The sequence below is a fragment of the uncultured Finegoldia sp. genome (assembly GCF_947252345.1).
GTDB lineage: Bacteria > Bacillota > Clostridia > Tissierellales > Peptoniphilaceae > Finegoldia.
In genome coordinates, this window is the sequence record NZ_CAMXVC010000028.1 from 1 (window position 1) to 24,508 (window position 24,508).

Here is a 24,508-nt window from a genome sequence, read left to right on the forward strand (position 1 = left end):
TAGTGCAAGATAGGAATTACTTCCTTTCTTACACTATTTATGGTACTAAAAAGAGCCCCTGAGGACTCTCGTTTAATTCGTTTATACGGATTGTTTTGTTTTGATTCCAAATTTTTCCATATCTTCGTCAACTTCTCCGATTGGAGCGATTCCGAAATTTTCCACCAAAACATTGGCTACGTTTGGAGATAAAAATGCTGGAAGAGTTGGCCCAAGGTGAATATTTTTAACACCCAAGCTCAAAAGCGCCAACAATACAATTACAGCTTTTTGTTCATACCAAGCGATATTGTAGCTAATTGGAAGTTCATTTATATCTTCAAGTCCGAATGCTTTTTGCAAAGCTTGCGCGATTACAACCAATGAATAAGAATCGTTGCATTGACCTGCGTCCAAAACTCTCGGTATACCGTTGATATCACCTAAGTTTAATTTGTTGTATCTGTATTTTGCACAACCCGCTGTCAAAATAATCGTGTCATCTGGCAAAGCTTTTGCGAAATCTTCGTAATAATTTCTGCCTTTTTGTCTTCCATCACAGCCAGCCATTACGACAAATTTTTGAATAGCTCCACTCTTAACGGATTCTACAACTTTGTCAGCTAACGCCAGTACTTGATTGTGTGCAAATCCACCTACGATTTTTCCGTGCTCAATTTCTTTTGGAGATTGGCATTTTTTAGCAAGCTCGATTATTTCCGAGAAATCTTTGTGACCATTTTCGTCTGCTGTAATGTGTTTCATTCCTGGATATGCTGCAACACCCGTTGTAAATACTCTGTCTCTGTATGAATCTTTCGCTGGAGTTATACAATTTGTCGTCATCAAAATTGGACCATTGAATGATTCAAATTCCCTATCTTGTTGCCACCAAGCATTTCCATAATTACCAACAAAATTGTCGTATTTTTTGAAAGCAGGATAGTAATTAGCAGGTAACATTTCGCTATGAGTGTACACATCTACTCCAGTGTTTTGAGTTTGTTCCAAAAGCATCTGCATATCTTTCAAATCGTGACCCGAAATCAAAATCGCAGGATTATTTCTGACTCCGATGTTGACTTCAGTAATTTCTGGGTTTCCATATGATTGTGTGTTTGCGCTGTCCAACAAAGCCATCACCGATGCTCCATGTGAGCCAGTTTGCAATGTCAAATCTATCAAATCCTCAACCGATAAGCTGTCATCCAATAATTTTTCCAACCCACTTTCCATAAATTCGTCGACATTTTCGTCGAATTTGCCTAAAACATTTGCGTGTCTGTTGTAGGCTGCCATTCCCTTTAAGCCGTAAGTTATAAGTTCACGAAGACTTCTCTTATCGTCATCTAAAGTATTCAACACGCCGATTATTTGTGATTTCATTTTCAATTCTTCGTCGTTTTTTTCATTGTACAACGCTGCATCTGACAAATTATCAGCATCGTCCAATTTTGCAATCAATTTTTGATTTAAATCTATAGTATCTTTTACTTTTTCTAACAAATCTTCGTAGTGGAAATTTGCATTAGTAATCGTCGTGAACAAATTGTCGTTGACGTGCGAATGTAAACTTCCAATTTCCTTGTTCTCGCTTCTCATTCTCGTCAAAATTTGTCCTAGTCCTTTTGTAATCCAAACCAACAAATCTTCTATATTAGCAACTTGTGAAGATTTACCACACACTCCCCTTTTTGTGCAAGCAACATTTTTTGCTGTTTCTTGACATTGATAACAAAACATATCAAAATTATTTTCCATTTTTATGTCCCCCTGATTTCTTAACTTATGAATAAATTATACTCACAACCAAGGGGCTATTTCTGTAACATAAGTTACAATTAATTACACAACAAATTTTCCAAAAAATACCTACAACAAATTTTTCAATTGTTCAATGTCAACTATCATAATTTTAGAACCTTTTAGTTCTATAAGACCACTGTCTTGCATATTCAACAATTCCCTTGACAATGAAGGCCTTGTCGTCGCCATAAAATCCGCCATTTGCTGTCTTGTCATTTCAGTATTTGAAATGCCATCTTTTTGTGTTTGAACCAAAAAAGTTGCGATTTTTTGTCTAAGAGAAAAGCTCGACAACAATCTCACCTTGCTGTTTAAGAAAAATGCTTTTTCAGCCAAAATCGTTATAATGTTTGTCATCACTTTGTTTTTTACATCAGAAAATCCACCGTTCATATCGAAATACCTAACTGGAATTTCCAAAATTTCACAGTCTGTGTTACAAACAAGAGTAAAATCGCTGATTTTGTTCAAGTACGCATACACTTCCGCCATGACATCTCCTTTGTTTTTGAAAATATTGACGACAGTATTTTTTCCATTAATATCAGTCTTTTCCAAGCTCAATTTTCCGCTTTTGATAACGTAAATTTTATCGCAAACATCTCCCGGAGAAAAAACATCTGAATTTTTATTGTAATTTTTGACGACCGATTTCGATTCCATCATAAATTGTTCAAAATCTTCGTCTGTAAAATTTTTAAAAAGTTTTGATTCTATCATACAATCACCACTTCGTTTATACCCTAAAAAATAACTACATATTCATTTTAAAACAAAAAAGACGCATTAGAATAACTAACACGTCTATGATTTATTTATGCGTAAGGCAAATATTTTTTGTCTTCTGATTTGTATTTTGAAATTTCCACAAAAGCTACTGGATTGATTCCCAAAGATTTCAAAGCTTGTATAGTTCCCTTTACTTGAGACAATCTCGAATCATCTATTTTGAAAAGAATGATTGCATTTTTGATGTTTTCAGTCATTTCTGTCAAATCTATTTTTTCTGAAATTGGTGTTATTCCGGAAATTTTTTCTCCAAAATTAGAATTGTACGCTTTGGCAAGTTGTGCCGTATTTAAATCGTAGCTAAATATTCCTAAATGTTCGTAATCTTTTATTCTTCTGTGCAACAAATTCAAAGCGTTTTTGCTGTTCTCGTCGTAATCGCTAGATAAAACAGCCACTGTGTCCAAACCAGTTTTTTGTTTTAATTGTTCCTTGCTGAAAATATTAGGGTCTTTGTAATATGATGCGAAAGTATAGGCAATTCCTATCAACATTCCCAAAAACAAACCAATCGCAACATCAACTTTACTGATAGATTGTTTTACTTTTTTCTTGGCGTTTGGAGAATCTACCACTTGAATGTTGTCTTTTTTCATTGTTCTTTTAGTCAATTCTGTGATAGCTTTTATGGATTCATCCAACACTTTGTTTGTAGTTTCTTCTGAATCACTTACATATTCTATTTCAATAATAGAAGTGTTCGGAATATTTTTTACTTTCAAATCTTTTTTCAAATCCGAAGAGCTGACTCCTTGTCCAACTTTTTGAGCAACATCATCTAGTACTGAATTTGATTTCAGCAACTGTTCGACATTTGCCACCAATTGTTGATTAAGCATCGCATCAACTTTTGATATTACTGCACCATCTTTTTCAAAATCTTCCGGACTTCCAACCATTATTGAAACTTTCGATGAAAATGAATCCGCTCCCAAAATATTACCAACAACCGTAGTCAAAACTGCGCACACTATCATTATAGTAATTATGTGAGGTATTTTTCTTATTACAGCTTGACAAGCCTCTCTTAAATTTAATTCTTCCAAATTTATATCTCCTTAACTTTTCTATCTCTTTTACTCAATAACCACATTAAAAATACACTTATAACTAAACCATGGTACAAAAGTCCCGTTAGTAAATCGACGCTTATCAAATTAAAAACTGGAACGATGGTTATAGCTATTGCAACCCACAACGGCATTTTTTTGAATGAGATTTCGTCCATCAATCCAATAAGCCATCCAGTTATTGCAGAGTAAATTAACATTCCATAAAAACCAAAATTTGCATATCCATTTGCAATAAATCCCGTGTTCACCCAAGTGTTTGGATGTCCATAGTAAATCATAGATATCAACGCTTGGATAGGATAATTAAACGGATATAATTCTCCTCCAAACACCCAAGATTTGTCGGTCAAGTACACAAATCCCAATTTTCTGAATACTTCGTAATATCTAAAATGATTATCTGCTGTTACCATAAAAACACGTCTAACTATTACACTCATAGGTTGCCAATTGTCTGTCAAAAGATAAAAAGCAAAGCACAAAAATGTAAGAGCTGCCAGTGCCATTGTCATCAAATTCCCTGTGTATTTATTTCCTTTGACGATAGCGATGAAAATTACAAGCACCGGATAAAACAGCATAGATTTGTGAGATGTGAATCCGAAAAATAAAACTTGGCAAATCAATGTTATTACTGTTCCCAATTTTTTCCTATCCCAAAGGCAGAACACCAACAAAGTTGGGTTGATTATTTTTCCGTACCAGTTCATAAAATACGCGAATGGACCAGGGAAAATTACATCTGCAATTTCCCTTCTTGTATCATAAACTTTTCTGAAGTCAAAGTTAAGATATCTTAATCCCCCTCTCAAAATTATCCAACTGAACATAAATATTCCAATAGCCGCAAAAATATACACGATGAAACTCTCGTTGATTTTCTTGTCGGAAAAAGACAATCTCAATTTCGGCGAGCAAGCAAAAATTTGCATAGTGTAAAACGATGCTATCAACATATACATATACAATCTGGAATAATCTTTGAAAGGATAAATACTCAAGCACGGTATTATTATCAAAACATAAAACAACATCAGATAAAAATCACTTACCCGCTGTACTTTATGCCTTATTGTATAACACATTATCACAACCAAAATATATGATTCTATCAATTTGTAGACATTTAAATTGTTCACAAGTCCCATATATGCAAACAACGGACTTATTCCATAAGAATAACTTAAATCCAAAAACAATTTAAAAAAAATCGATAAAAACACGAAAAATCCTTTTGATTGAAACAACGCTTTTATATCATCAATCATAAATTCCCCTTTTCATTTTTTTACTAAATTAGTATATCATAATTAATTAATATATTAAACTAATTTACTTTATTTTTAGGGATTTCTCCGTTTTTAAATTGCATTATATTTTCAAAAGTAAAATCTCCCATTTGGATGCGGGCAAGTTTTGTAGCATTTCCAAGGTGAGGTGCGAGCAATATGTTTTTCGCATTTTTCAATTCATCAGAAATTTCAGGTTCAAATTCGTACACATCAAGCGCTGCTCCTGCGATTTGTCCGGCGTTGAGTGCATCTATCAAATCAGCTTGGTTGACTACTTTTCCTCTAGCCGTGTTGATTAAATAGGCTGAATTTTTCATCTTTGATAGGGCATTTTTGTCGATAAAATGATACAACTTTTCGCTGTAAGATGTGTGAAGTGAAACAACGTCGCTGTTTTTTAACAGATAATCCAGCTCAACTTGTTTAGCTCCTTCGATGTTTTTTTTGCTTCTGCTGTAGAAAATAACATCCATATCAAAAGCTTTTGCTTTTCTCATAACATCAGTTCCGATTCTTCCCATTCCAATTATTCCCAGTGTTTTTTTCTCCAAAGTTTCGCTCAATCCATACACCGGCTTCCATCCTTTAAACGAACCGTCATAGCAAGCCCCATTCATTTTTGTAATCTCTCTGAGCAAATCTATAATCAAACCAATTGTAAATTCTGCTGTCGATTTAATAGATGCGGATGAAGGTGCATTTGTCACTGTGATGTTTTTTTCTGTTGCGTAGTCCACGTCAATATTGTCAAATCCAGCTCCGTAATTTGCTATTATTTTCAAATTTTGTGCTGCATCTATGATTTCTCTGTCGATTTTTTCGCTGAGTGGGCACACCAAAGCTTGTGCAGTTTTAATTCTTTGTTTTAGTTGTTCTTTTGACAAAAACTCCAAGCTGTCATTGTAATCCACTTCGAAATTTTTATTGTATTTTTCAATAATTTCATCTGGAATTTTATTTGTTATCAATACTTTCATTACATATCCTCTAATTTTATCGTTGTTCTTTTTCTGTTTTCATACATTGCCAAGTATTTTACGCCCAAGCTTTTCAATAATTTGAACGCATCGTCAAAATGATATCTGTAGTAGCTTTCAAAATGTGCATCACTTCCAACCGATACAAGTTCGCCCTTCATCTTGACGTATTTTTTGAGTGCAAATGTATAATAATCTAAATTTTTATATTGGTAGGCGCTTCTAGTGTTAAGTTCCAAAGCTTTTTCGTCATTTATAAGTTCTGCAAAAACTTTTGTCAAATACTCATCCACAATGTCCATATTTTTTGATTCCAATCTGTTGAGCCTTAACGCGTAATCAATGTGAGTTAAAACATCGAAATCTTTGAAATTCTTCATAGCTTCTACCATTTTTTCATAATATTTTACAAGAAACTCCCTTTGAGAATAATCTTCTGGCTTTGGATTCATAAAATCTTTGCCATCGTATTGATGAACCGATAAAAGTTGAATGTCATAATCTCTGCTGCTCACGGTTTTTATTATTTTGTCCAAATTTTCAGCAGTGTATCCTATTTCTATTCCCTTTAAGATTTTTTGTGAGTGTTCTTGATTGTGTTTTTCGATTACTTCGCAGTACTTATCATAATCTATATCCACATTTTCAACTCTACCGTCGTTATAAGTGAACCCATAATCCAAGTGTTCGGTCGTGATTATATCTCCTTTTACGAGTTTTAAATAATTTTCAAATTTTTCGTTACTGTCAAACGAAAATTCTGTGTGACAATGTTGGTCTCTAAAATACATATTACTCCTTAAAATTAATCAAAAGATGCTACTAGTAGCATCTTTTTCATCATCCTTCTACAATTTTTATACCGCTTGATGCTCCTATTCTGTCTGCACCATTTTCTATCATCGACAAAGCTTCTTCTTTCGAATGAATCCCGCCACTCGCTTTTACTTTTGCTCTGTCTTTTACAGTGTCTTTCATTAATTTTACATCTTCGACTTTTGCTCCACCTGTTGAAAATCCAGTTGAAGTTTTCACGAAATCAGCCCCTGCTTTCACAGAAATCTCGCAGGCTTTTTTCTTTTGTTCATCTGTCAACAGACAAGTTTCGATTATTACCTTCAATACTTTTGTTTTTGTAGCCTCTCTCACAGCTTTGATGTCTTTTTCAACGTAATCGTAATCTTTTTCTTTTAATTTTCCAATATTTATTACCATATCGATTTCGTCTGCGCCATCTTCAACAGCAGTCTTCGCTTCAAAAGCTTTTGATTTTATGCTCATGGCGCCAAGTGGAAATCCCACAACTGTACACACCAAAACGCTTGAATTTTCGAGCGATTTTTTTACAAATGATGTGTAACAAGAATTGACGCACACGCTTTTAAAATCGTATTTGATTGCTTCGTCGCAGATTTTTTTAATATCATCTGATGTTGCATCTGCTTTTAGCAATGTGTGATCGATGTATTTGTTTAATTTCATATTAATCACCCAACTCCAACGCAATTTCCATCATTTTTGTAAAAGATGTTTGTCTTTCTTCTGGTGTTGTTTGTTTGTCGGAGTGGAACGAATCTGAGATTGTCAAAATAGTCAACGCTCTTGCATTGTTTGCCTTAGCTGTCAAATACAATCCGTAGCTTTCCATCTCAACTGCAAGCACGCCCATTTTTTCCCATTTTTTCCATTCTTCAGATTTTTGGTTGTAGAATATATCTGCAGAAAATACATTTCCAACATGAACATCGATATTTTTTGACTCCGCAACTTCTACAGCTTTTCTCAACAAATCGTAATCGCAAATCGCTGAGAAAGTTCCTTCCAAATCATATTGGTGTGCAAAATTAGAATCAGAACAGCTTCCCATGGCAATTACAACGTCGTACAAATCCAAATCTTTGCTGTACGCTCCTGCTGAACCAATTCTGATGAGATTTTCAACTCCGTATTCGTTTATTAGCTCGTAAGAATAAATTCCTATAGATGGTATTCCCATTCCTGTTCCCATAACAGAAATTTCTTTGCCTTTGTATTTCCCAGTGTATCCAAACATATTTCTAACTGTATTGAATTGTTTGACATCCTCCAAGAAATTTTCAGCGATAAACTTCGCTCTCAAAGGGTCCCCCGGTAACAAAACCGTCTTTGCTATATCGCCTTTTTGGGCTTGATTATGTGGTGTCGCCATATTAACCTCCTAATAATTCACAATAATCACGTTCAAAATTTTGACCAAATCCAATTCCACTTCCTTTTCTTCTAAAAAATTTTCGATATAAGGCTGGTAAAATATTTCTATTCCGTCGACAGTGATTTTTTTCAAATCAGGCGTATTGGAAATATACTTGGCGTAAAATTTCGCCACTGCAAGTGTGCAGCACGGACTGTTTGTCATAAAAACCAAAATTTTGTTTTTTGATTTTTCTTTTGAATATGATTTTAATTTTTCACTTAGTTTTATTATCATAATTTCTTTCCAAAAAATAAGAGAGAAATCCTGTTTCTCTCTTATTATATCATTATTTTTGTTTTTTGTTTATTTTTCGAATCCAGGAACTAACATTCCATAATTTCCGTCTTTTCTCTTGTAGACAACGTTGACGTTATTTGTTTTTGAATCCAAAAATACATAGAAATCATGGTCTATTAATTCCATTTGCATAATGGCTTCTTCCTTGTCCATTGGTTTCAATCCAAATTCTTTTGTCTTGACGATTTTTCCTTCAACAGTTTCTTCTTTGTTGTCTTCAACTGCTTCAAATCTTATTGAACTTCCTTCGTTAAATCTCTTTTGAAGTTTTGTTTTATGTTTTCTAACTTGTCTAGCTAGTGATTCTTGTACTCTGTCGATGGCTGTTTTGATATCTTCGTTTGATTCTTCTGCTCTGAGGACAACTCCTTTTTCCAAAATCAAAGTAACCTCAACCCTTGCCTTATCGCCATCTTTTTTGAAAACAACACGAGCTTGTTGTTCAGCTTGGAAATACTTGTCTAATTTGTGAAATTTAGATTCAGCAATTCGTTTCAAATCATCTGTTAATTTTATTTCTTTAGTTACATAATTAAGTTTCATAAAAAACCTCCTGTTTATAAATTAAGAAATGATTTCTTATTTTATATATACCCAATTACACAATTAAAAAACTAAGAATGAATATTAATTTTACAAAAAAAATCTCGTGAACTTTTTCCGAAAATTTGAAAAATTCACGAGACATTTTTACTTTATATACTTGTCGAGTATATTGATTACTTCTTCTATTTTTTCATCTGCGTTGTCGTTTTCAATCGCATGCTTGACGCAAGTTCTCATGTGTCCGTTCAAAATATCGATGTTTGCTTTTTTTAATTGACCGATACAGCTTAAAATTTGAATCGAGATATCCACGCAGTATCTGTCTTCTTCAATCATATTTATTATCGCATCTAGTTGTCCACGGACAGTTTTTATTTTTTTAAGTGCTTTTTGTTTGCTTTCAGTCATTATTTTTCTGTCGCTGTGAATCCTATATCATCTATTGCTTCGATTATTTTTCTGACATCGAAATCCCCGTCAACGACAACTTTCTTTTCTTCCAACGAAACTTCCACATTTTCCACTCCCTCAACTGATTTACAAGCTTGTGTAACCGATTGAACGCAGTGATTGCACATCATATCCAATACTTCAAATTCTTTTTTCATTATTTTTCCTCCTCAAATTTTTTAATTCTAAGTGAATTTGTAACAACTGTCACCGAACTGAACGCCATCGCCGCTCCTGCTATCATTGGATTCAAAAATCCAAATGCAGCAATCGGAATTCCAATAACATTGTAGAAAAACGCCCAGAATAAATTTTGTTTTATCGTTTTTATTACCCTGTGACTCAATCTTATCGCAGTATGAACTTTATTCAAATCACCATTTATAATTGTGATGTCACTCGCTTCAATCGCAACATCAGTACCAGTTCCAATCGAAAATCCGACATCACTTGCCGCTAACGCTGGTGCATCGTTTATCCCATCTCCAACCATTCCAACTTTTTTGCCTTGATTTTTCAAATCCAACACTTTATCAGATTTGTCTTTTGGCAAACATTCTGCGATTACATTGTCGATGTTAGCTTTTTCTGCTATATGTTTTGCAGTATTTTCGCTATCACCAGTTATCATATATACATCGATATTATCGTCTTTTAATTTTGCAACGGCTTGTGGTGAAGATTCTTTTATTTTATCTGCAATCAAAATATACCCATAAAATTTGTCGTTTTTTCCAACAAGTACAACTGTATTTCCTTGAGATTGATATTTTTGAATATCTACATTGACATCAATATTATTTTCCTGTATCAATTTTTCATTGCCTATGAAATATTCATCATCGTTTATTCTTGCTGAAAGTCCTTTTCCAGTTATTGAATGGAAATCTTCTACTTTGTAAAAATTGGAACTGTTTTTTTCGTATTCTTTGACAATCGCATCTGCAAGTGGATGTTCCGAACTTTTTTCAATTGATGAAACAATTTTTAAGAAATCATCATCAGTTGATTTATAATCTACAACCTCTGGCTTACCATTTGTTATTGTTCCTGTTTTATCCAAAATAACTGCATCGATTTTGTTTGCAGTTTCCAAAACTTCTGCACTTTTTATTAGTATTCCAAGCTCTGCGCCTTTGCCACTTCCGACCATTATCGCTGTAGGAGTTGCAAGTCCCAATGAACAAGGGCACGCTATTACAAGAACTGAAACGGAATTTAACAACGCCCTGTCAAATTGTTTTGTCACAAAATAAGTGATGACGAGTGTAATCACAGCAATTGCAATAACAATAGGTACAAAAACAGATGAAATCTTGTCTGCTAGTCTTTGGATTGGGGCCTTGTTGGATTGTGCATCTTCGACTAATTTCACGATTTGACTAAGAACTGTATCTTCGCCAATTTTTTTCGCTTCAAATACAAACGAACCATTTTTATTAATCGTAGAGCCAATACATTCATCTCCAATTTGTTTTTTTACAGGCATCGATTCTCCAGTAATCATAGATTCATCGACAGATGAGCTCCCTTCGAGTATGATTCCATCGACGGCAATTTTTTCTCCCGGTTTGACCAAAATTTTGTCGCCAATAACAACATCCTCGATGTCGACTTCTACATTTTTGCCGTCTCGAATTACTGTGGCTTTTTTAGCTTGAAGTCCAATCAATTTGCTAATCGCATCAGTTGTCCTCGTCTTGGCTCTTTTTTCAAAAAGTTTTCCGAGCAAAATCAACGTGATGACTACAGCCGACGATTCAAAATACAATTGATTGCTTTTGATAAAAACGTGATATATTGAATAGAAATATGCGGCACTTGTTCCCAGTGCTATCAAAACATCCATATTTGCTCCGCCTCCACGAAGCGATTTGTACGCATTGACGTAAAATCTTCTTCCAATGAAAAATTGAACAACCGTTGCCAATATCCATTGAAAATATCCGTCGTTTAAAATTGTGTGCAATCCTGCCATATGAAAAAACATAGCAGAAAACAACGGAATTGAAAAAATCGCAGAAATTATAAAATCTCGTTTTAATTTTTCGTATTCCAATAAATTTTGCTCGTTGGCTTTTTTGCTGTCGGATTTTATTTCTGCCTTAAATCCGGCTTTGTCGACCAATTTTTTTACATCAGAATTGTTTTTATAACCCTGATAAAAACTCACAGTCAATGAGTTTTGAAGCAAATTCACGCTGACGTCTTTGAAATTATTTTTGTTCAAAACTTTTTCGATTCTCGCAGCACAAGCTTGGCAACTCATTCCTTCGATGTCGAAGTTCGATGTTTGTAGAGGAACGTTAAACCCTGCATTTTTTATTTTCTCGACAATTTTGTCAATCTCATAGTCATCTTTGACTTTCAAATAGGCGTATCCTTGCAGCAAATTCACATTAACGCCGTTGACACATTCGCATTTTTGAAGAACTTTTTCGATTCTCGCAGCGCAAGCTTGACAACTCATTCCTTCGATTTTTAATTTTATTTCCTTGATTTCGTTTTTGTTTTCCATTTTGCTCCTTTCTACCCCCCCTACGGGTGGTATGGTTATTGTACATCTTTCAAATTTTTTTGTCAAACTAAAAGAATTGAACTATAATTATATTATCGAAAACGGAGGAATATTATGAATTGGAAAAATTATGAAAATTTGAGTATGTTGTCTGATTTTTATGAATTTACAATGATGAATGGATATTTGGAAAACAAAATGGAAAATGAATACGCCTATTTTGATTTGTACATTAGAAAAATCCCAGACAATGGTGGCTTTATTATCGTAGCCGGGCTTGAAGAAGTTGTAAAATACATCCAAAATTTGAAGTTTGATGACGATGATATTGAATATTTCAAGAGCAAAAATATGTTCAGCGAAAAATTCTTAGATTATTTGAGAAATTTCAAGTTTGAATGTGACGTCTGGGCTATGCCAGAAGGTTCAGTTGCATTTCCGAACGAACCTTTGATGATTGTCCGTGGCCCTGCACCTCAGGCACAATTGATTGAAACTTTTGCGTTGTTATCCATCAATCATCAGTCGTTGATTGCAACTAAAACCAACAGAATCGTTCACGCAGCTGAAGGTAGAGTTGTGATGGAATTTGGTGCTAGACGTGCACAAGGAGTTGACGCGACTGTTCTCGGAGCGAGAGCTGCGTTTATCGGAGGAGCAACTGCGACTAGCAACACCTTGACAGATTTGACATACAACGTTCCAGCTTTTGGTACGATGGCACACTCGTGGATTATGATGTTTGATTCAGAATACGAAGCATTCAAAAGATACGCAGAAATATTCCCACATTCCTGCTCACTATTGGTCGACACATACAATGTTTTGAAATCGGGGGTTCCAAATGCTATCAAAGTTTTTGATGAAGTGTTGAAGCCTCGTGGAATCACAAATATGTCCATCAGAATCGACAGCGGCGACTTGGCATATCTTTCAAAAAAGGCTCGTATAATGTTGGACGAAGCGGGATACGAAAATTGCAAGATTATGGCAAGCAATTCCCTAGATGAATACACAATCTCCGATTTGATTGAACAGGGAGCTAAGCTTGATGGCTTTGGAGTTGGAGAAAGACTCATAACTGCAAAATCCGATCCGGTCTTAGGTGGCGTTTACAAATTGTCAGCTGTTGAAAAGCCAGACGGAGAAATAATTCCTAAAATTAAAATCAGTGAAAATATCGAAAAAATTACAACGCCAGGTTTCAAAACAGTTTACAGAATTTACGACAAGCAAAGTGGCAAAGCAGAAGCTGATTTGATAACACTTCACGATGAAAAAATAGACGAATCCAAAGATTTGGAAATTTTCCATCCTATTCACACTTGGAAGAGAAAAGTCCTTTCCGATTTCACTACGAAAGAATTGTTGGTCAGAGTTTTTGACCACGGAGAATTGGTTTATAAATTGCCAACTTTAGACAAAATCATTGAACACAAGAAAAATCAAATCGATGAACAATGGGAAGAAGTCAAAAGATTTGAACATCCTCACCTATTCCACGTCGATTTGTCACAAAAATTGTGGGATATAAGATATAATTTGTTGAGAAATAATCGCTAAAAATTTAAAGTAGTGTCCTAGATTAAAATCTGTGGCACTACTTTTTTTGATGTAAAATTTTACATAAAAAAATTCACATATCTTTATATGTGAATTTATGTTTTATGCTTCGTATTGAACCAAAGTGTTGATGTAATAATTCTTGTTTGCTTCTCTGCCGCCCAATTCGGTAAGTTCAATCAAAAATTCCATCGCCGTCACTTCGCCGCCGTTTTTTTCGATTAATTTTGCAACTGCATTCACAGTTCCTCCTGTCGCCAACAAATCATCGACTATAGCAACTCTGTCACCTTTTTTGATGGCGTCTTTGTGTACTTCTAATTTGTCGCTTCCGTATTCCAAATCATAAGAATACTCTATAACTTCTCCTGGAAGTTTTCCTGGTTTTCTTATCGGAACAAATCTAATTCCAAGTGCATATGCAACTGCCGAGCCGAACAAAAATCCTCTCGCTTCCGGAGCTGCTATGACGGTAATGTCTTTGTCTTTCAAATCATTTACCATCAAATCCACAGCGTATTTGTAAGCTTCTTTGTCGTTTAATAAAGTTGTAATATCCTTGAATGAAATTCCTTCTTTTGGAAAACCATCTATAACTCTAATTTTTTCTTTTAAGTTCATTTTCATCACCATTTCTTTTTATGCGTATCATTACTCTTATAGTATACCATATTGGAGAAATTTTTATTGTTTTTTGAATTTTAAATTCATAAATCTAAATTTCAAGCACAACAAGCAAAATTTATTATGCAAAATTATTTAAACGCAAAATTTATTTACAACGATATTTGAATGTGTTACGATATGTTTGGAGAGTGATGTAATGGACAGTTCTAGTGTCTCTCAGATTATTACTTTAATATTTTTAGTTACAATGTCGGCGGTTTTTTCATCGAGTGAAACGGCGATTACATCTGTGAGCAAAATAAAAGTTAGACAATTAGATCAAAAGGACAACAAAAACGCACATTTATTGAAAAAATTACACGACAATATGCAGGCGACTATCTCGACTATTTTGATTGGCAACAACATCGTAAATATCGCAGCGAGTTCCATCGCCACGATTTTGTTTACAAACTATTTTCATCAAAACGGCGCATTGGTGTCCACTGTTGTGATGACTGTTTTTGTGTTGATTTTTGGCGAGGTTTTGCCTAAGACAATTGCACAATATAAGAACAAATCTATCTCGTTGAAGTTTGCGAGGTTCATTTACATTTTGACGATTGTGTTCAAGCCCATCGTCAAGATTTTAAATTTGTTGACTCGCATGGTGATAAAAACATTTATCGGTGACAGCGACGACAATTCAACAATAACTGAGGAGGAACTCAAAACTCTTGTGGAAGTCGGCGAAGAAGAAGGCGTACTCAAAAACCAAGAGACGGAAATTATGATTAATGCGTTGGAATTAAAAGAAACACTTGCGGCTGACATCATGACTCCAAGAACGAGTATGGCAAGTATAGATATCGAAGAAGCCGAAAGTGATTTGCGCGAAGTAATCAACAACATCACTTATTCGAGGATTCCAGTCTACGAAGATAACATCGACGATATAATTGGAGTGTTGCACATAAAAGAATTGGCTCACAAAATAATTGCAAATGAGCACGATTTTAATATCAGAGATATCATCAGACCAGCTTTTTATGCTTACGAGTACATTCCTGTTGTCGAACTTTTTAAACAAATGAGACAGAAAAATATTTCCATCAGTATAATTATCGATGAATACGGCGGAACAAGTGGAATCGTGACGATGGAAGATATATTGGAAGAACTTGTCGGAGAAATCGACGATGAATACGACAACGAAAAAGAAGTAACTAAGTTGAATGACAAGGAGTACTTAGTAGATCCTGAAATGAGAATTGATGAGGTGAATGAGAGATTTGATTTGAATCTTTCGAGCGAAAAGTTCGATTCTATTGGAGGTTTTGTGATAGAATTATTGGACAGAATGCCAAAATCAAAGGACGAGGTTGAATTTGAAAATTTGAAATTCATCGTCGTCAATGTCGACAAGAGAAAAATAACTCAGCTGATGATTATTTTTAAATAACAAAAATCAATCCTGATGTTTTAAAACATCAGGATTTTTTAATGAAAAACTTTTTATTTAATTCCGAGAGCATCTTTTGCGAGTCTATCTGCCATATCATTGTAGGTGTCATTCGAATGACCTTTTACCTTGACAAAGTTGATGTTTATTTTGCCTTTAACATGGTCTATGAATTTCTTGTAATTTTGTGTGAGCTTGTTGTTTGTCTTCCACATTCCAGTTGCCCAACTTTCAATTCCTTGATAATCATAGACTATCGTGATTTCTCTCATTTGAAGTTCGAGTGCTTTTTTTATCGCAAAAACCGCCCCACTGACTTCTCCAGATACGTTTCGGTGTGTTGAAAACTCGGATTGTGGAAATTTTTTATTGAATTTGTCGATTTTTTCATTGTGAAACAACACGCAACCGAAGCTGTATTCTCCTGTGTCTTTTTTGAACGAACCATCAACGTATGCTAGACATTCATCGTCGTTCAAATTTTCCACGGAAATATTTTTCTTCTCAGAAGATTGATTGATAAAATCTTCCGCTTCTTTTATTGTAGTAAACGATTTGTAGATTGCTCCTTTGAATCCGATAACCTCACTTTGACATTCTTGCCAAGATTTATAAATTCCAGGATTTTTCCCCACTTTTACGGCATAAAATTTACTCATTTGTCACTCCTATTAATTGTAAGAAACTGCTTTATATTGTATAATCTAATAAGATTATAACATTAAAATGTTAAAAACAAGGAGAATAAATGCAATATTTAGTCGGTAGAAATCCTGTTATGGAAGCTTTGGAGATGGATATGGGAGTAACAAATCTCTACATACAAAAAGGCGAATTAAAAGGATTTATAAAAAAAATAGAAAAAAAAGCTTACGATATGGGAATTAAGGTCGAATACGTCGACAAAAAATACATCGAAAAATTTGCAGAAAATACTGCTCACCAAGGTGTAATGGCAAAAATGCCGTCGTTTGGATATTCAAGCGTCGATGAGATGTTGATTTATGCCAAGAAAAAAAACGAAGACCCTTTCTTGGTAATTTTGGACGAAATCACAGACCCTCATAATTTGGGCTCCATCATTAGAACTTGCGAGGTCGCAGGATGTCACGGAGTTATAATTCCAAAGCATCGCGCCTGCGAAGTAAATGCGACTGCCATCAAAACAAGTGCAGGAGCTGTATTCAATATCAAAATAGCCAGAGTTACTAATATAACCACGACAATCAATTATTTAAAAGAACACAACATTTGGATTTACGGAGCTTGTGGAGAAGCTAGTAAAATTCACACCGAAACCAACTTGAAAGGCCCAATTGGACTTGTTATTGGAAATGAGGGCAAAGGAATTTCGAGATTAGTCAGGGAAAATTGTGATGAATTGATTAAAATTCCAATGTTTGGCAAGACGGAATCGCTCAACGCATCCAACGCTTTGAGCATTCTAGTTTACGAAATCGTTCGACAAAGGTATGAAAAATAAACAAATTTATCTGTACGTCGATGGTTATAATATAATTAACGCTTGGCCTAATCTCTACAAATTATCTAACGACATAGATTTGGATAGTGCTAGAGAACAACTGATAGATTATATGAAAGAATATCAAAACCTAAGTGGTGTCGATGTGTACGTAGTTTTCGATGCTTATCTTGTAAAAGGTGGAATGAGTATCGAAGAAAAAAGAGATAATCTTACAGTTGTTTACACAAAAGAACACGAATCAGCTGACCGCTACATCGAAAGAAAAGTAAACGATATGAAAAAGCACGACAAAATGTACGTGGCGAGCAACGACGGTATGATTCAAAGAATTATTTTGTCTCGTGGAGGAATAAGAATTAGCGCCAATGAACTCTGGAAAAATTATCTCACTTTGAAAGAAAATTTGAAGCGCCAAAAAATAAAAAAAAGAAAAACTTCTACCGACAATATCGTCACAATTGACGATGAAATATACGAGAAATTAGAAAAATTGCAAAATAAACTAAAAAAACAAAACTAGATGAACTCATCTAGTTTTGTTTTTACATAAGGAGATATCCACTGTTAATGGATAAAATGAAAACGTTACTAATCTATTTTTATTATATCATCATTGTTCTGAGTTGTCAAAAAAAATCTGAAGTTTTATTTGTCTTCTTCGATTAAATTTTCTATTGCCTTTATCGCGACTTTTATCGCAATATCTGTGTCGTGACACACTGGATTGTCCAAGTTTTTCTTTTCTCTTTCTTGATTTGCCACAACCAAAAAGCATGACCCACATCTGACACGAAGATAGTTTGCCACTACAAAAAGTGCCGCAGATTCCATCTCGCTTGCAAGTGTTCCCAGTCTCTTCCAAGCTTGCCATTTGTTCAAAAGTTCATAAGAAACAGGCATTTTTTCGGGCTCGTGTTGTCCGTAGAAGCTGTCCTTGCATTGAACGACACCGACGTGATAATGTTGCCCCAAATCTTTGCAAGCTTTTATGAGGGAATTTGTTATTTCGATGTTACTAACTGCTGGAAATTCTATCGGAGCGTATTCTTTGCTAGTTCCTTCGGCTCTAATCGCCGCATTTGCGATGACTACGTCGCTGCTTTTTACATCTTCCTGTATTCCCCCGCAAGTTCCAACCCTTATGAACGTATCAGCACCGCATCTTACGAGTTCCTCCAAGCAAATCGCAGATGACGCTCCGCCAATTCCGGTGCTCGTCACAGAAACCTTAACTCCGTTTATAGTTCCTGTGTAAGTAACGTATTCTCTGTTGTCTGCGACTAGTTTTGCATTGTCAAAATATTTTGCAATTTTTTCGCACCTTTTAGGGTCTCCCGGCAAGATGACATATTTTCCAACGTCACCTTTTTTTATGTTCAAATGATATTGCACGCCTTGTTCTGAATATTTCATAAAATCACCTCATTATTCTATATAATTATAGTATAACGTAATTTTAAATAAATATCATTATTATGCGTTTATTTTGACGTAATTTGTCTTGTAAATTAATTTTTTGAAAAAAGCCCCAACAACTGTATTCAAAATCGCAGTCGGCAAACATACCGCTGTGAACATCGAACAGTAAAGTTGAAAGAAGTTTTCCGTTCCCATTCCCATTGGAATTGCAATCGCCAAGAACACCATTCCACTCACTAAAGTTCCGACAGCAAATATCAAATTTGATTTCACATCAACTTTCCCGAACAACTTGTACAAATTAAACACGATGACCGAAGAAATTACTTTGTCTGCGATATTTGGAATTTGTCCCATCGGGAAACTCGTCGTGAACGCCGCCAAAAATCCTGCGAACACTCCTACTATTAGCGCTTCTTTCAAATTATCCATAAATAGTATCGACAAAAAGAGCATCACCAACAAGAAATCCGGTTTTACTCCCAAAAACAACGCCGGTGTTATGTAATGCAACAACAATCCCACACTTAAAAATATTGAACTTACTGTAATTTTTTTTGTATTCATAATAATATTCCTTTCTTTTTTCCTCAAATTTTTTCATCAGTTTTTTCGTTAAATTTATATTTTCGTTGTCAGCTGTTCATTTCATTACACTCACCTGCCTTTATAATAAAAAAACACCTGTTCCCCAAAAGGAACAAGTGTCAATACTCGCGTTACCATCCTAATTTATGTGCAAAAATGCACACATCTCTTTCAGATACTTCCATATCCTATCCCTGTAAAGTGAGAATCACTTTTTGGACTACTTGTTTTCATCCAAAATTCAGATAACCCCATTCATATAAACTTCCCTTAGAAATTCGCACCAACCATTTCCTCTCTTGAAGTTTCATTTATACTACTATCTTATCTATCGAATATATTTTTATTCATTATACCACATTTAAATTAATTTGCAACTATAAAACAGTTTTAAAATTAATTTTGATTAAATTTTTGATTGAATTGTAAATCAAAGTGCGATTGAGAACTTCATCCAAAAATCCTTGTAATTCATTTCCCTCATAAAAAGAAAAAAAGTAGACGTCAATGTTTATTTTTTTGATGAAGCTTTTGTCTTCAAATCCAATTACATTTAGCAAATACATTGGATTTTCAATTTCCAAGCTCGCCTTCGCTTCGATATCTTGCAATATCGTATTTCTTTTCTTCGCAACTTTTATCATTGAAAGTATTATTTCCGAAACGATGGAGCTTACGAAAAAATCTATCGATGTGAACTCTTCTTTTTCTGAATCGAAAGAAATCATAGAATCTATCGGCACGCTCGATTTTTCGTTGTAAACTTTCACCAAATCATTGGATACAATTGCTCTGAAGTTTTTTTGAAATGAATTTATCTCATCATTCATATTCTTTCCTCAATTTGTCTCGCGCATCAACCATTGACTGAAGTTTCGCCCTTATGTTTTTGTATTCATTTACAGGTCTGTTCGAAAAAGTCGCAAATCCACAGTCAGGATTTAGCCACAACTTATCCTCCTCGATAAATGTGAGAGCTTCTTTTGCTCTATTGTATATTTCTTCACTGTCTTCTTTATCATCGAGCCTTGGATTTAACACGCCAAGACCTAAAATACATTTGTTTTTTATTCTTTCATCACCCAACAGCGCTTTTAATTCTCCAGCTCTCGGTGTTGAAAACTCCAATGCCAACAAATCGACATTGACGTTCGAGAACAAATCCAAAAGCGGTGTGTAGGGACCCGTCAACAAAATACTTTCATTCTTGCTCCAATTTCCTCGACAAACGTGCAGAGATGAGATTGATTTCTCTCTATCGACGCTTTCAACGACGCTTTTTATCAAGTGGGTTGCAAATTTTAATTCTTCTGTAGGGTCTTTTCTCGTAGACAACGATGCACACATAAATGTTCTCGGTCTTCCCTCCGTGAATACAATTTCTGTGAGAACTGGTTCGTCAAATTGAATCACATCCACTCCGATTTGTTGAAGATTTTTGATTTCCTTCTTGTAAATTTCGATTACATCTTCTCCCAAATCTTCCTTGCTATCGTAGTATTTCGAGCTCACATTAGAAAGCCACATACTTCTTGTAACCAAGTAAGGACCAGGCATTGTAATCTTAACAGGTTTATCAGTCAAAGATTTCAAAAGCTTTAATTCTTCTGATACAATGTCTCCTTTGTATTCCAATTTGCCTGTGCAGATAGCGTTCTTTATAGACGTAGCCGGAACATCCAACGTGTTCAATATATTTTCAAACTCTCTTTTGTCATCGACATAATCGAGCATTTCTGCCATACTCATTTGAGTAACCCCGCCAAGTTTTTCAGAAATAAATGACACATAATTGTCCCTTGCTATCTCTCCACTTGTTACGACATCTATGTCCAAATCCTCTTGTAGTTTTACAACTTCCTTCGTCATCTCTAAAACCAACTTGTCGTAGTCAGAAAGGCTAATCATATTAGCCTTTAACATCCTACGAGCTTTCAATATTTCATCTCCTCTTGGCATCGAACCAATCAAAGATGTCTTGAATAATTTATTGTTCACTATTGAATCCTTTTAAGAAATTTCCCAAATATTCGTTAGCTTCTGTGATTTGTTTGAAACCATCTCTTCTTCCAGGAATCCATTTTTTCAATCCTTCAAGGTCCATTATTTCTTTTTCTTTTTCGTTGTTGTAATCCATCTTGAACATAATATCATCAAATGCTTCGATGTCTTCATCAGAAACTTCCGGATTAAATGTGAATATACAGTGGTCAAAATTGTCTGTTTTTCCCAATACTTCAACGTCGTTTTCGTCAATAGTGCCGTCTTTTGCCCAAGCTTGGAAGTTTTTATCCAAGCAGAATGTTGCATCAACTTCTCCATTGACCATAGCAATCATACTGTCTTTTTCGCCACCAACGTGGTCTCCATGCAAACCTACGCCAATGTCAAATCTCTTTTCAGTGTAATCTTTTCCAAATTCCAATCCATTTTTGTGCAAAAAATTAATAGGAATAAGTCTTGCTTGTGGAGAATCTATCGCACCAAATCCTATTGTTTTGCCTTTCAAATCGGAAATGCTGTTGAATTTATTCTTCTTAACTACAAGATAAGTCTTTTTATCTCTGTCAGTATCCCTCATACATCCTATTTTTTCTTTTCCTTCCAATCTCAAATTTGCATCTAATTGAGCAAGTGGAGAATTCCAGGCACCGTCGATTTCACCTTTAACCAAAGCATCCACTTGCAACTTGTAATCTTTGAAGAAAACGCCTTCGATTTCTGCTCCATTTTCCTTGAAAAATTCTTCTATCATTTCCCAAATAACTGTAACTCTTGGTGCGTAAATAACTGCACCTATTTTTAATTTTTTCATTTTTACCTCCTATTTAACCTTACTAGCCAATGATTGCCCCAACATAACGTGCAACACATCCAATGATGGCGCCATAATTTGTCCAGCGTAAGCATCTCTCATCAATTTTTCGATCTCGGTTTTTCTATTGTAACTAATACCGCCTCCGACTCTCATCGCAAGAGTTGAAGATTCCATCGCATGTTCAATAGCGATAACTCTCGATGCGATTACTTTGTCAAAAGCATCATCATCGTTTCTATCTATCGCTTCCGCCGCATCCTCTGCCAATGTTCTTGAACTTTGAGCCATAGAATAAATCTTTGACAAATACATTTGAACTATTTCGATATCAGCCAAGCATCTTCCATCTGGGTATTTTCTATTTCTAGCATGACTTGTTGTGATTTTCGATAATCTTAGATTCAATCCCGAATAAACACCAGCTAATCCCAACAAAAATAATTTCGTAACAATTTTAGAAACTTCAGGACCTTCTCCTTCGACTCCCAATCTGTAATTTTCTGTCAATTTGACATTATCAAGCTTCATCGGACAAGAAACATTGCCTCTCATTCCAACTCCATCCCAATATTTCATATTGAAACTCAAACCCTCAGATTCCAAAGGAACTGTCCAATAAGTAGTCTTTCCTTCATATTCACAAGACTTACTCAAAAACAAATAATAACTTGCAAATGTCGCTGTAGTTACCATTGATTTTGTGCCATTAAAAACAAATTCGCCATTGTTTTTCGTGCAAGTTGTTTCCGGATTTGCAAAATGTGTTCCGGTTCCAAATTCCGAGTTTGCCAACGCCAAATACTTGTTGTGATTGATGACATCACTTACAACTTTTTCGTACAAATCTTTTTGGCCGCATTTTATAACCGCATTCAACGCAACATTATGCATCATATAACACAAAGCCGCTGATGGATTGTACTCAGCAAAAGCCATTATAACTTTTTGATGTTCGACTGCACCTTTGCCAAGTCCTCCCATTTCTTCTGGAATCAAAAGTTTCAAAAAGCCTTCTTCTCCCATCTTTTCAAAAGCTTCTTTCGGAAAAGAACAATCAACGTCCGAATTTTTCCCAGCACTTTCCAAATAATTTTTCGCAAATTCCTTTGCTTGTTCGTAAATACCCATACGTTCTCCTTTTTATTATTTTAATTTGACAAATTTTCAAAATCGCCAAAAAATCGCCTCGAATAATCTTAAATACATTAAATTATTCAAAATCTCATTTTAATTGATATTATTTTTTTCGATTTCTACACTATAAAAGTGGTTGACCTGTGATTGCTTTTCCCAACCAAACATTAAGAACATCTAGTGATGGCGCCATAATTTGACCAGCATAAGCATCTCTCATCAATCTTTGGATTTCAGATGCACAGTTGTAAGTCTTTCCACCACCAACTCTCATTGCAAGTGTAGAAGATTCGATTGCATTTTCAATAGCACACACTCTAGCTGCGATAATCTTGCATACAGCATCTTCTTCTCCATCAACAAGTGATTTTGCTGCAAGTTCAGTCAAAGCTTTTGCACTCATCGCATTAGTGTATATTTTTCCTAAGTGAATTTGAACAGTCTCGATGTTAGCCAAAGCTTGTCCTGAAGGATATTTTCTCTTCAAAGCATAATCATTAGTGATACTTGACAATCTCAAATTCAAACCAGTGTATACGCTTGCCAAACCCAAGATGAAGTAAGGAGCTACTGCGTTGAATACTTGTTCAACACCTGAACCTTCTTCGCCTATTCTATTGACCTCGTCTAATTTTACATCAGTCATCGACATCGGACATGAAACGTTACCCTTCATACCGATTCCCTTCCAGTGACTCATTCTAAATTCCAAACCTTCTGATTCCAAAGGAACTAACCAGTTATTTATCGCACCTTCTTTTTCAGTGGATGGAGTCAAAATCAAATAATAGCTTGCGTGAGTTGCACTTGTAACCATTGATTTTGTTCCGTTGAAAACAAATTTTCCGTCTTTCTTTTCAACTTTTATTTCTGGAATGTAGAAGTGAGTTCCTGTTCCAAATTCAGAATATGCCAAAGCCATAAATTTGTTGTTCTCAACTATGTCCGTTACGACTTTTTTCTTCAATTCTTCATTTCCGTAATTAAGTACTGTCATCAATGCTACGTTGTGCATCATATAGCAAAGACCTGCTGTTGGATTGCTTTGTGCAAAAGCCAAAACAGCTTGTTGATGTTCAAGAGCGGTTTTTCCGAGTCCTCCCATTTCTTCTGGAATAAGTAATTTAAAATATCCAGCTTTTCCCATCGCTTCGAATGATTCTACAGGAAATTTCCCTTCTTCATCTGACCTTTTTGCGTATGGTTCAACATACTCCAACGCAAATTTTCTTGCTTCTTCGTAAAAATTCATAAAATTCCTCCTAAATTATTAATCCATTTATATAATATCAAAAATTTCACGCTTAAAACACAGAAATCGTTAAAATTTACGCATTTATAGAATATTTCAATAAATCCTACCAAAATCGTCAGATTTTTTAAATTTTTATCTTTTTTGAAGAATTTATAAAATTAATTTTGATTGAATTTTCAATATTTGTAGAGCTCATCTCTCCCACAGTTATTAGCTC

General features: G+C 34.9%; 26 protein-coding genes and 1 other annotated feature. Of the genes, 4 read left to right on the forward strand and 22 right to left on the reverse strand.

Annotation, left to right across the window (positions count from 1 at the left end):
- Positions 1-81: 81 nt before the first annotated feature.
- From hcp to Q0X02_RS06375, 13 genes are all read right to left on the reverse strand, one after another.
- The gene (gene hcp / locus Q0X02_RS06315) at positions 82-1,722 is read right to left on the reverse strand and encodes a hydroxylamine reductase (RefSeq protein WP_297813260.1); all 1,641 of its coding nucleotides are present in this window, start codon (positions 1,720-1,722) and stop codon (positions 82-84) included.
- Positions 1,723-1,851: 129 nt separating this feature from the next.
- Positions 1,852-2,505, reverse strand: a complete 654-nt coding sequence (locus tag Q0X02_RS06320; RefSeq protein ID WP_297813190.1) for a Crp/Fnr family transcriptional regulator — start codon at positions 2,503-2,505, stop codon at positions 1,852-1,854.
- Between the two features lie 95 nt (positions 2,506-2,600).
- The gene (locus tag Q0X02_RS06325; protein ID WP_297813193.1) at positions 2,601-3,620 is read right to left on the reverse strand and encodes a YveK family protein; all 1,020 of its coding nucleotides are present in this window, start codon (positions 3,618-3,620) and stop codon (positions 2,601-2,603) included.
- A gap of 2 nt (positions 3,621-3,622) precedes the next feature.
- Complete coding sequence (locus tag Q0X02_RS06330; RefSeq protein WP_297813196.1) at positions 3,623-4,915, reverse strand: hypothetical protein; 1,293 nt, start codon at positions 4,913-4,915, stop codon at positions 3,623-3,625.
- A 59-nt stretch (positions 4,916-4,974) separates the two neighbouring features.
- A complete protein-coding gene (locus Q0X02_RS06335; RefSeq protein ID WP_297813199.1) occupies positions 4,975-5,916 on the reverse strand; it encodes an NAD(P)-dependent oxidoreductase in 942 nt (313 codons plus the stop codon).
- Positions 5,916-6,707, reverse strand: a complete 792-nt coding sequence (locus Q0X02_RS06340) for a PHP domain-containing protein (RefSeq protein ID WP_297813202.1) — start codon at positions 6,705-6,707, stop codon at positions 5,916-5,918. The genes Q0X02_RS06335 and Q0X02_RS06340 overlap by 1 nt, the downstream gene beginning before the upstream one ends.
- A gap of 49 nt (positions 6,708-6,756) precedes the next feature.
- The gene (gene deoC, locus Q0X02_RS06345; protein WP_297813204.1) at positions 6,757-7,398 is read right to left on the reverse strand and encodes a deoxyribose-phosphate aldolase; all 642 of its coding nucleotides are present in this window, start codon (positions 7,396-7,398) and stop codon (positions 6,757-6,759) included.
- Between the two features lies 1 nt (position 7,399).
- The gene (gene deoD / locus Q0X02_RS06350; RefSeq protein WP_297813207.1) at positions 7,400-8,104 is read right to left on the reverse strand and encodes a purine-nucleoside phosphorylase; all 705 of its coding nucleotides are present in this window, start codon (positions 8,102-8,104) and stop codon (positions 7,400-7,402) included.
- Positions 8,105-8,113: 9 nt separating this feature from the next.
- A complete protein-coding gene (locus Q0X02_RS06355; protein WP_297813210.1) occupies positions 8,114-8,383 on the reverse strand; it encodes a hypothetical protein in 270 nt (89 codons plus the stop codon).
- 69 nt (positions 8,384-8,452) lie between these two features.
- Positions 8,453-8,989, reverse strand: a complete 537-nt coding sequence (raiA, locus tag Q0X02_RS06360) for a ribosome hibernation-promoting factor, HPF/YfiA family (RefSeq protein ID WP_297813212.1) — start codon at positions 8,987-8,989, stop codon at positions 8,453-8,455.
- Between the two features lie 147 nt (positions 8,990-9,136).
- Positions 9,137-9,400, reverse strand: coding sequence for a metal-sensing transcriptional repressor (locus Q0X02_RS06365; protein ID WP_297813216.1), 264 nt, complete (start codon positions 9,398-9,400; stop codon positions 9,137-9,139).
- Entirely contained in the window at positions 9,400-9,600 is a 201-nt protein-coding gene (locus tag Q0X02_RS06370) for a heavy-metal-associated domain-containing protein (RefSeq protein WP_297813219.1), read from the reverse strand. The genes Q0X02_RS06365 and Q0X02_RS06370 overlap by 1 nt, the downstream gene beginning before the upstream one ends.
- Positions 9,600-11,942 (reverse strand): heavy metal translocating P-type ATPase, encoded by a 2,343-nt coding sequence (locus Q0X02_RS06375; protein WP_366094150.1) that lies wholly within the window; start codon positions 11,940-11,942, stop codon positions 9,600-9,602. The genes Q0X02_RS06370 and Q0X02_RS06375 overlap by 1 nt, the downstream gene beginning before the upstream one ends.
- Positions 11,943-12,074: 132 nt before the next feature.
- Here Q0X02_RS06375 and Q0X02_RS06380 point away from each other — a divergent pair, with 132 nt between their 5' ends.
- A complete protein-coding gene (locus tag Q0X02_RS06380) occupies positions 12,075-13,523 on the forward strand; it encodes a nicotinate phosphoribosyltransferase (RefSeq protein WP_297813225.1) in 1,449 nt (482 codons plus the stop codon).
- 102 nt (positions 13,524-13,625) lie between these two features.
- Here Q0X02_RS06380 and Q0X02_RS06385 read toward each other — a convergent pair whose 3' ends face one another.
- Positions 13,626-14,144, reverse strand: coding sequence for an adenine phosphoribosyltransferase (locus Q0X02_RS06385; RefSeq protein ID WP_297813227.1), 519 nt, complete (start codon positions 14,142-14,144; stop codon positions 13,626-13,628).
- A gap of 202 nt (positions 14,145-14,346) precedes the next feature.
- Between Q0X02_RS06385 and Q0X02_RS06390 the strand changes: the two genes are divergently transcribed.
- A complete protein-coding gene (locus Q0X02_RS06390; protein ID WP_297813230.1) occupies positions 14,347-15,591 on the forward strand; it encodes a hemolysin family protein in 1,245 nt (414 codons plus the stop codon).
- Positions 15,592-15,644: 53 nt separating this feature from the next.
- Here the strand turns inward: Q0X02_RS06390 and Q0X02_RS06395 are convergent, their stop codons facing one another.
- Complete coding sequence (locus Q0X02_RS06395; RefSeq protein ID WP_297813233.1) at positions 15,645-16,250, reverse strand: ribonuclease H family protein; 606 nt, start codon at positions 16,248-16,250, stop codon at positions 15,645-15,647.
- Between the two features lie 89 nt (positions 16,251-16,339).
- Between Q0X02_RS06395 and rlmB the strand changes: the two genes are divergently transcribed.
- Together rlmB and Q0X02_RS06405 are read left to right on the forward strand one after the other, a co-directional pair.
- The gene (gene rlmB / locus Q0X02_RS06400) at positions 16,340-17,074 is read left to right on the forward strand and encodes a 23S rRNA (guanosine(2251)-2'-O)-methyltransferase RlmB (protein WP_297813236.1); all 735 of its coding nucleotides are present in this window, start codon (positions 16,340-16,342) and stop codon (positions 17,072-17,074) included.
- Positions 17,064-17,597 carry an NYN domain-containing protein gene (locus tag Q0X02_RS06405; protein ID WP_297813238.1) on the forward strand — a complete coding sequence of 178 codons (534 nt, stop codon included), beginning with the start codon at positions 17,064-17,066 and terminating at the stop codon, positions 17,595-17,597. Before rlmB ends, Q0X02_RS06405 begins: the two co-directional genes overlap by 11 nt.
- A 125-nt stretch (positions 17,598-17,722) precedes the next feature.
- Here the strand turns inward: Q0X02_RS06405 and udp are convergent, their stop codons facing one another.
- The 7 genes from udp to Q0X02_RS06440 all read right to left on the reverse strand — a co-directional run bounded on the left by udp (position 17,723) and on the right by Q0X02_RS06440 (position 24,288).
- Positions 17,723-18,490 carry a uridine phosphorylase gene (gene udp, locus Q0X02_RS06410; RefSeq protein ID WP_297813240.1) on the reverse strand — a complete coding sequence of 256 codons (768 nt, stop codon included), beginning with the start codon at positions 18,488-18,490 and terminating at the stop codon, positions 17,723-17,725.
- A 60-nt stretch (positions 18,491-18,550) separates the two neighbouring features.
- Positions 18,551-19,063, reverse strand: a complete 513-nt coding sequence (locus tag Q0X02_RS06415) for a tryptophan transporter (protein WP_297813243.1) — start codon at positions 19,061-19,063, stop codon at positions 18,551-18,553.
- 126 nt (positions 19,064-19,189) lie between these two features.
- Positions 19,190-19,425: a binding site (T-box leader), on the reverse strand.
- A 36-nt stretch (positions 19,426-19,461) separates the two neighbouring features.
- Positions 19,462-19,914, reverse strand: coding sequence for an OsmC family peroxiredoxin (locus Q0X02_RS06420; RefSeq protein WP_297813244.1), 453 nt, complete (start codon positions 19,912-19,914; stop codon positions 19,462-19,464).
- On the reverse strand, positions 19,907-21,082 hold the full coding sequence (locus Q0X02_RS06425; protein WP_297813247.1) for a cobalamin-independent methionine synthase II family protein: 1,176 nt from the start codon (positions 21,080-21,082) through the stop codon (positions 19,907-19,909). Before Q0X02_RS06425 ends, Q0X02_RS06420 begins: the two co-directional genes overlap by 8 nt.
- Positions 21,072-21,899, reverse strand: a complete 828-nt coding sequence (locus tag Q0X02_RS06430) for a phosphate/phosphite/phosphonate ABC transporter substrate-binding protein (RefSeq protein WP_297813251.1) — start codon at positions 21,897-21,899, stop codon at positions 21,072-21,074. Before Q0X02_RS06430 ends, Q0X02_RS06425 begins: the two co-directional genes overlap by 11 nt.
- A gap of 9 nt (positions 21,900-21,908) precedes the next feature.
- A complete protein-coding gene (locus Q0X02_RS06435) occupies positions 21,909-23,030 on the reverse strand; it encodes an acyl-CoA dehydrogenase family protein (RefSeq protein ID WP_297813253.1) in 1,122 nt (373 codons plus the stop codon).
- A gap of 130 nt (positions 23,031-23,160) precedes the next feature.
- A complete protein-coding gene (locus tag Q0X02_RS06440; RefSeq protein WP_297813257.1) occupies positions 23,161-24,288 on the reverse strand; it encodes an acyl-CoA dehydrogenase family protein in 1,128 nt (375 codons plus the stop codon).
- Positions 24,289-24,508 lie beyond the last annotated feature (220 nt).

Excerpts from the sequence above, each read along its gene's own strand:
- hcp (WP_297813260.1), bottom strand. The coding sequence starts at position 1,722 with ATGTTTTGTTATCAATGTCAAGAAACAGCAAAAAATGTTGCTTGCACA.
- Q0X02_RS06320 (WP_297813190.1), bottom strand. The coding sequence starts at position 2,505 with ATGATAGAATCAAAACTTTTTAAAAATTTTACAGACGAAGATTTTGAA.
- Q0X02_RS06330 (WP_297813196.1), bottom strand. The coding sequence starts at position 4,915 with ATGATTGATGATATAAAAGCGTTGTTTCAATCAAAAGGATTTTTCGTG.
- Q0X02_RS06335 (WP_297813199.1), bottom strand. The coding sequence starts at position 5,916 with ATGAAAGTATTGATAACAAATAAAATTCCAGATGAAATTATTGAAAAA.
- Q0X02_RS06340 (WP_297813202.1), bottom strand. The coding sequence starts at position 6,707 with ATGTATTTTAGAGACCAACATTGTCACACAGAATTTTCGTTTGACAGT.
- deoC (WP_297813204.1), bottom strand. The coding sequence starts at position 7,398 with ATGAAATTAAACAAATACATCGATCACACATTGCTAAAAGCAGATGCA.
- deoD (WP_297813207.1), bottom strand. The coding sequence starts at position 8,104 with ATGGCGACACCACATAATCAAGCCCAAAAAGGCGATATAGCAAAGACG.
- Q0X02_RS06355 (WP_297813210.1), bottom strand. The coding sequence starts at position 8,383 with ATGATAATAAAACTAAGTGAAAAATTAAAATCATATTCAAAAGAAAAA.
- raiA (WP_297813212.1), bottom strand. The coding sequence starts at position 8,989 with ATGAAACTTAATTATGTAACTAAAGAAATAAAATTAACAGATGATTTG.
- Q0X02_RS06365 (WP_297813216.1), bottom strand. The coding sequence starts at position 9,400 with ATGACTGAAAGCAAACAAAAAGCACTTAAAAAAATAAAAACTGTCCGT.
- Q0X02_RS06370 (WP_297813219.1), bottom strand. The coding sequence starts at position 9,600 with ATGAAAAAAGAATTTGAAGTATTGGATATGATGTGCAATCACTGCGTT.
- Q0X02_RS06380 (WP_297813225.1), top strand. The coding sequence starts at position 12,075 with ATGAATTGGAAAAATTATGAAAATTTGAGTATGTTGTCTGATTTTTAT.
- Q0X02_RS06385 (WP_297813227.1), bottom strand. The coding sequence starts at position 14,144 with ATGAACTTAAAAGAAAAAATTAGAGTTATAGATGGTTTTCCAAAAGAA.
- Q0X02_RS06390 (WP_297813230.1), top strand. The coding sequence starts at position 14,347 with ATGGACAGTTCTAGTGTCTCTCAGATTATTACTTTAATATTTTTAGTT.
- Q0X02_RS06395 (WP_297813233.1), bottom strand. The coding sequence starts at position 16,250 with ATGAGTAAATTTTATGCCGTAAAAGTGGGGAAAAATCCTGGAATTTAT.
- rlmB (WP_297813236.1), top strand. The coding sequence starts at position 16,340 with ATGCAATATTTAGTCGGTAGAAATCCTGTTATGGAAGCTTTGGAGATG.
- Q0X02_RS06405 (WP_297813238.1), top strand. The coding sequence starts at position 17,064 with ATGAAAAATAAACAAATTTATCTGTACGTCGATGGTTATAATATAATT.
- udp (WP_297813240.1), bottom strand. The coding sequence starts at position 18,490 with ATGAAATATTCAGAACAAGGCGTGCAATATCATTTGAACATAAAAAAA.
- Q0X02_RS06415 (WP_297813243.1), bottom strand. The coding sequence starts at position 19,063 with ATGAATACAAAAAAAATTACAGTAAGTTCAATATTTTTAAGTGTGGGA.
- Q0X02_RS06420 (WP_297813244.1), bottom strand. The coding sequence starts at position 19,914 with ATGAATGATGAGATAAATTCATTTCAAAAAAACTTCAGAGCAATTGTA.
- Q0X02_RS06430 (WP_297813251.1), bottom strand. The coding sequence starts at position 21,899 with ATGAAAAAATTAAAAATAGGTGCAGTTATTTACGCACCAAGAGTTACA.
- Q0X02_RS06435 (WP_297813253.1), bottom strand. The coding sequence starts at position 23,030 with ATGGGTATTTACGAACAAGCAAAGGAATTTGCGAAAAATTATTTGGAA.
- Q0X02_RS06440 (WP_297813257.1), bottom strand. The coding sequence starts at position 24,288 with ATGAATTTTTACGAAGAAGCAAGAAAATTTGCGTTGGAGTATGTTGAA.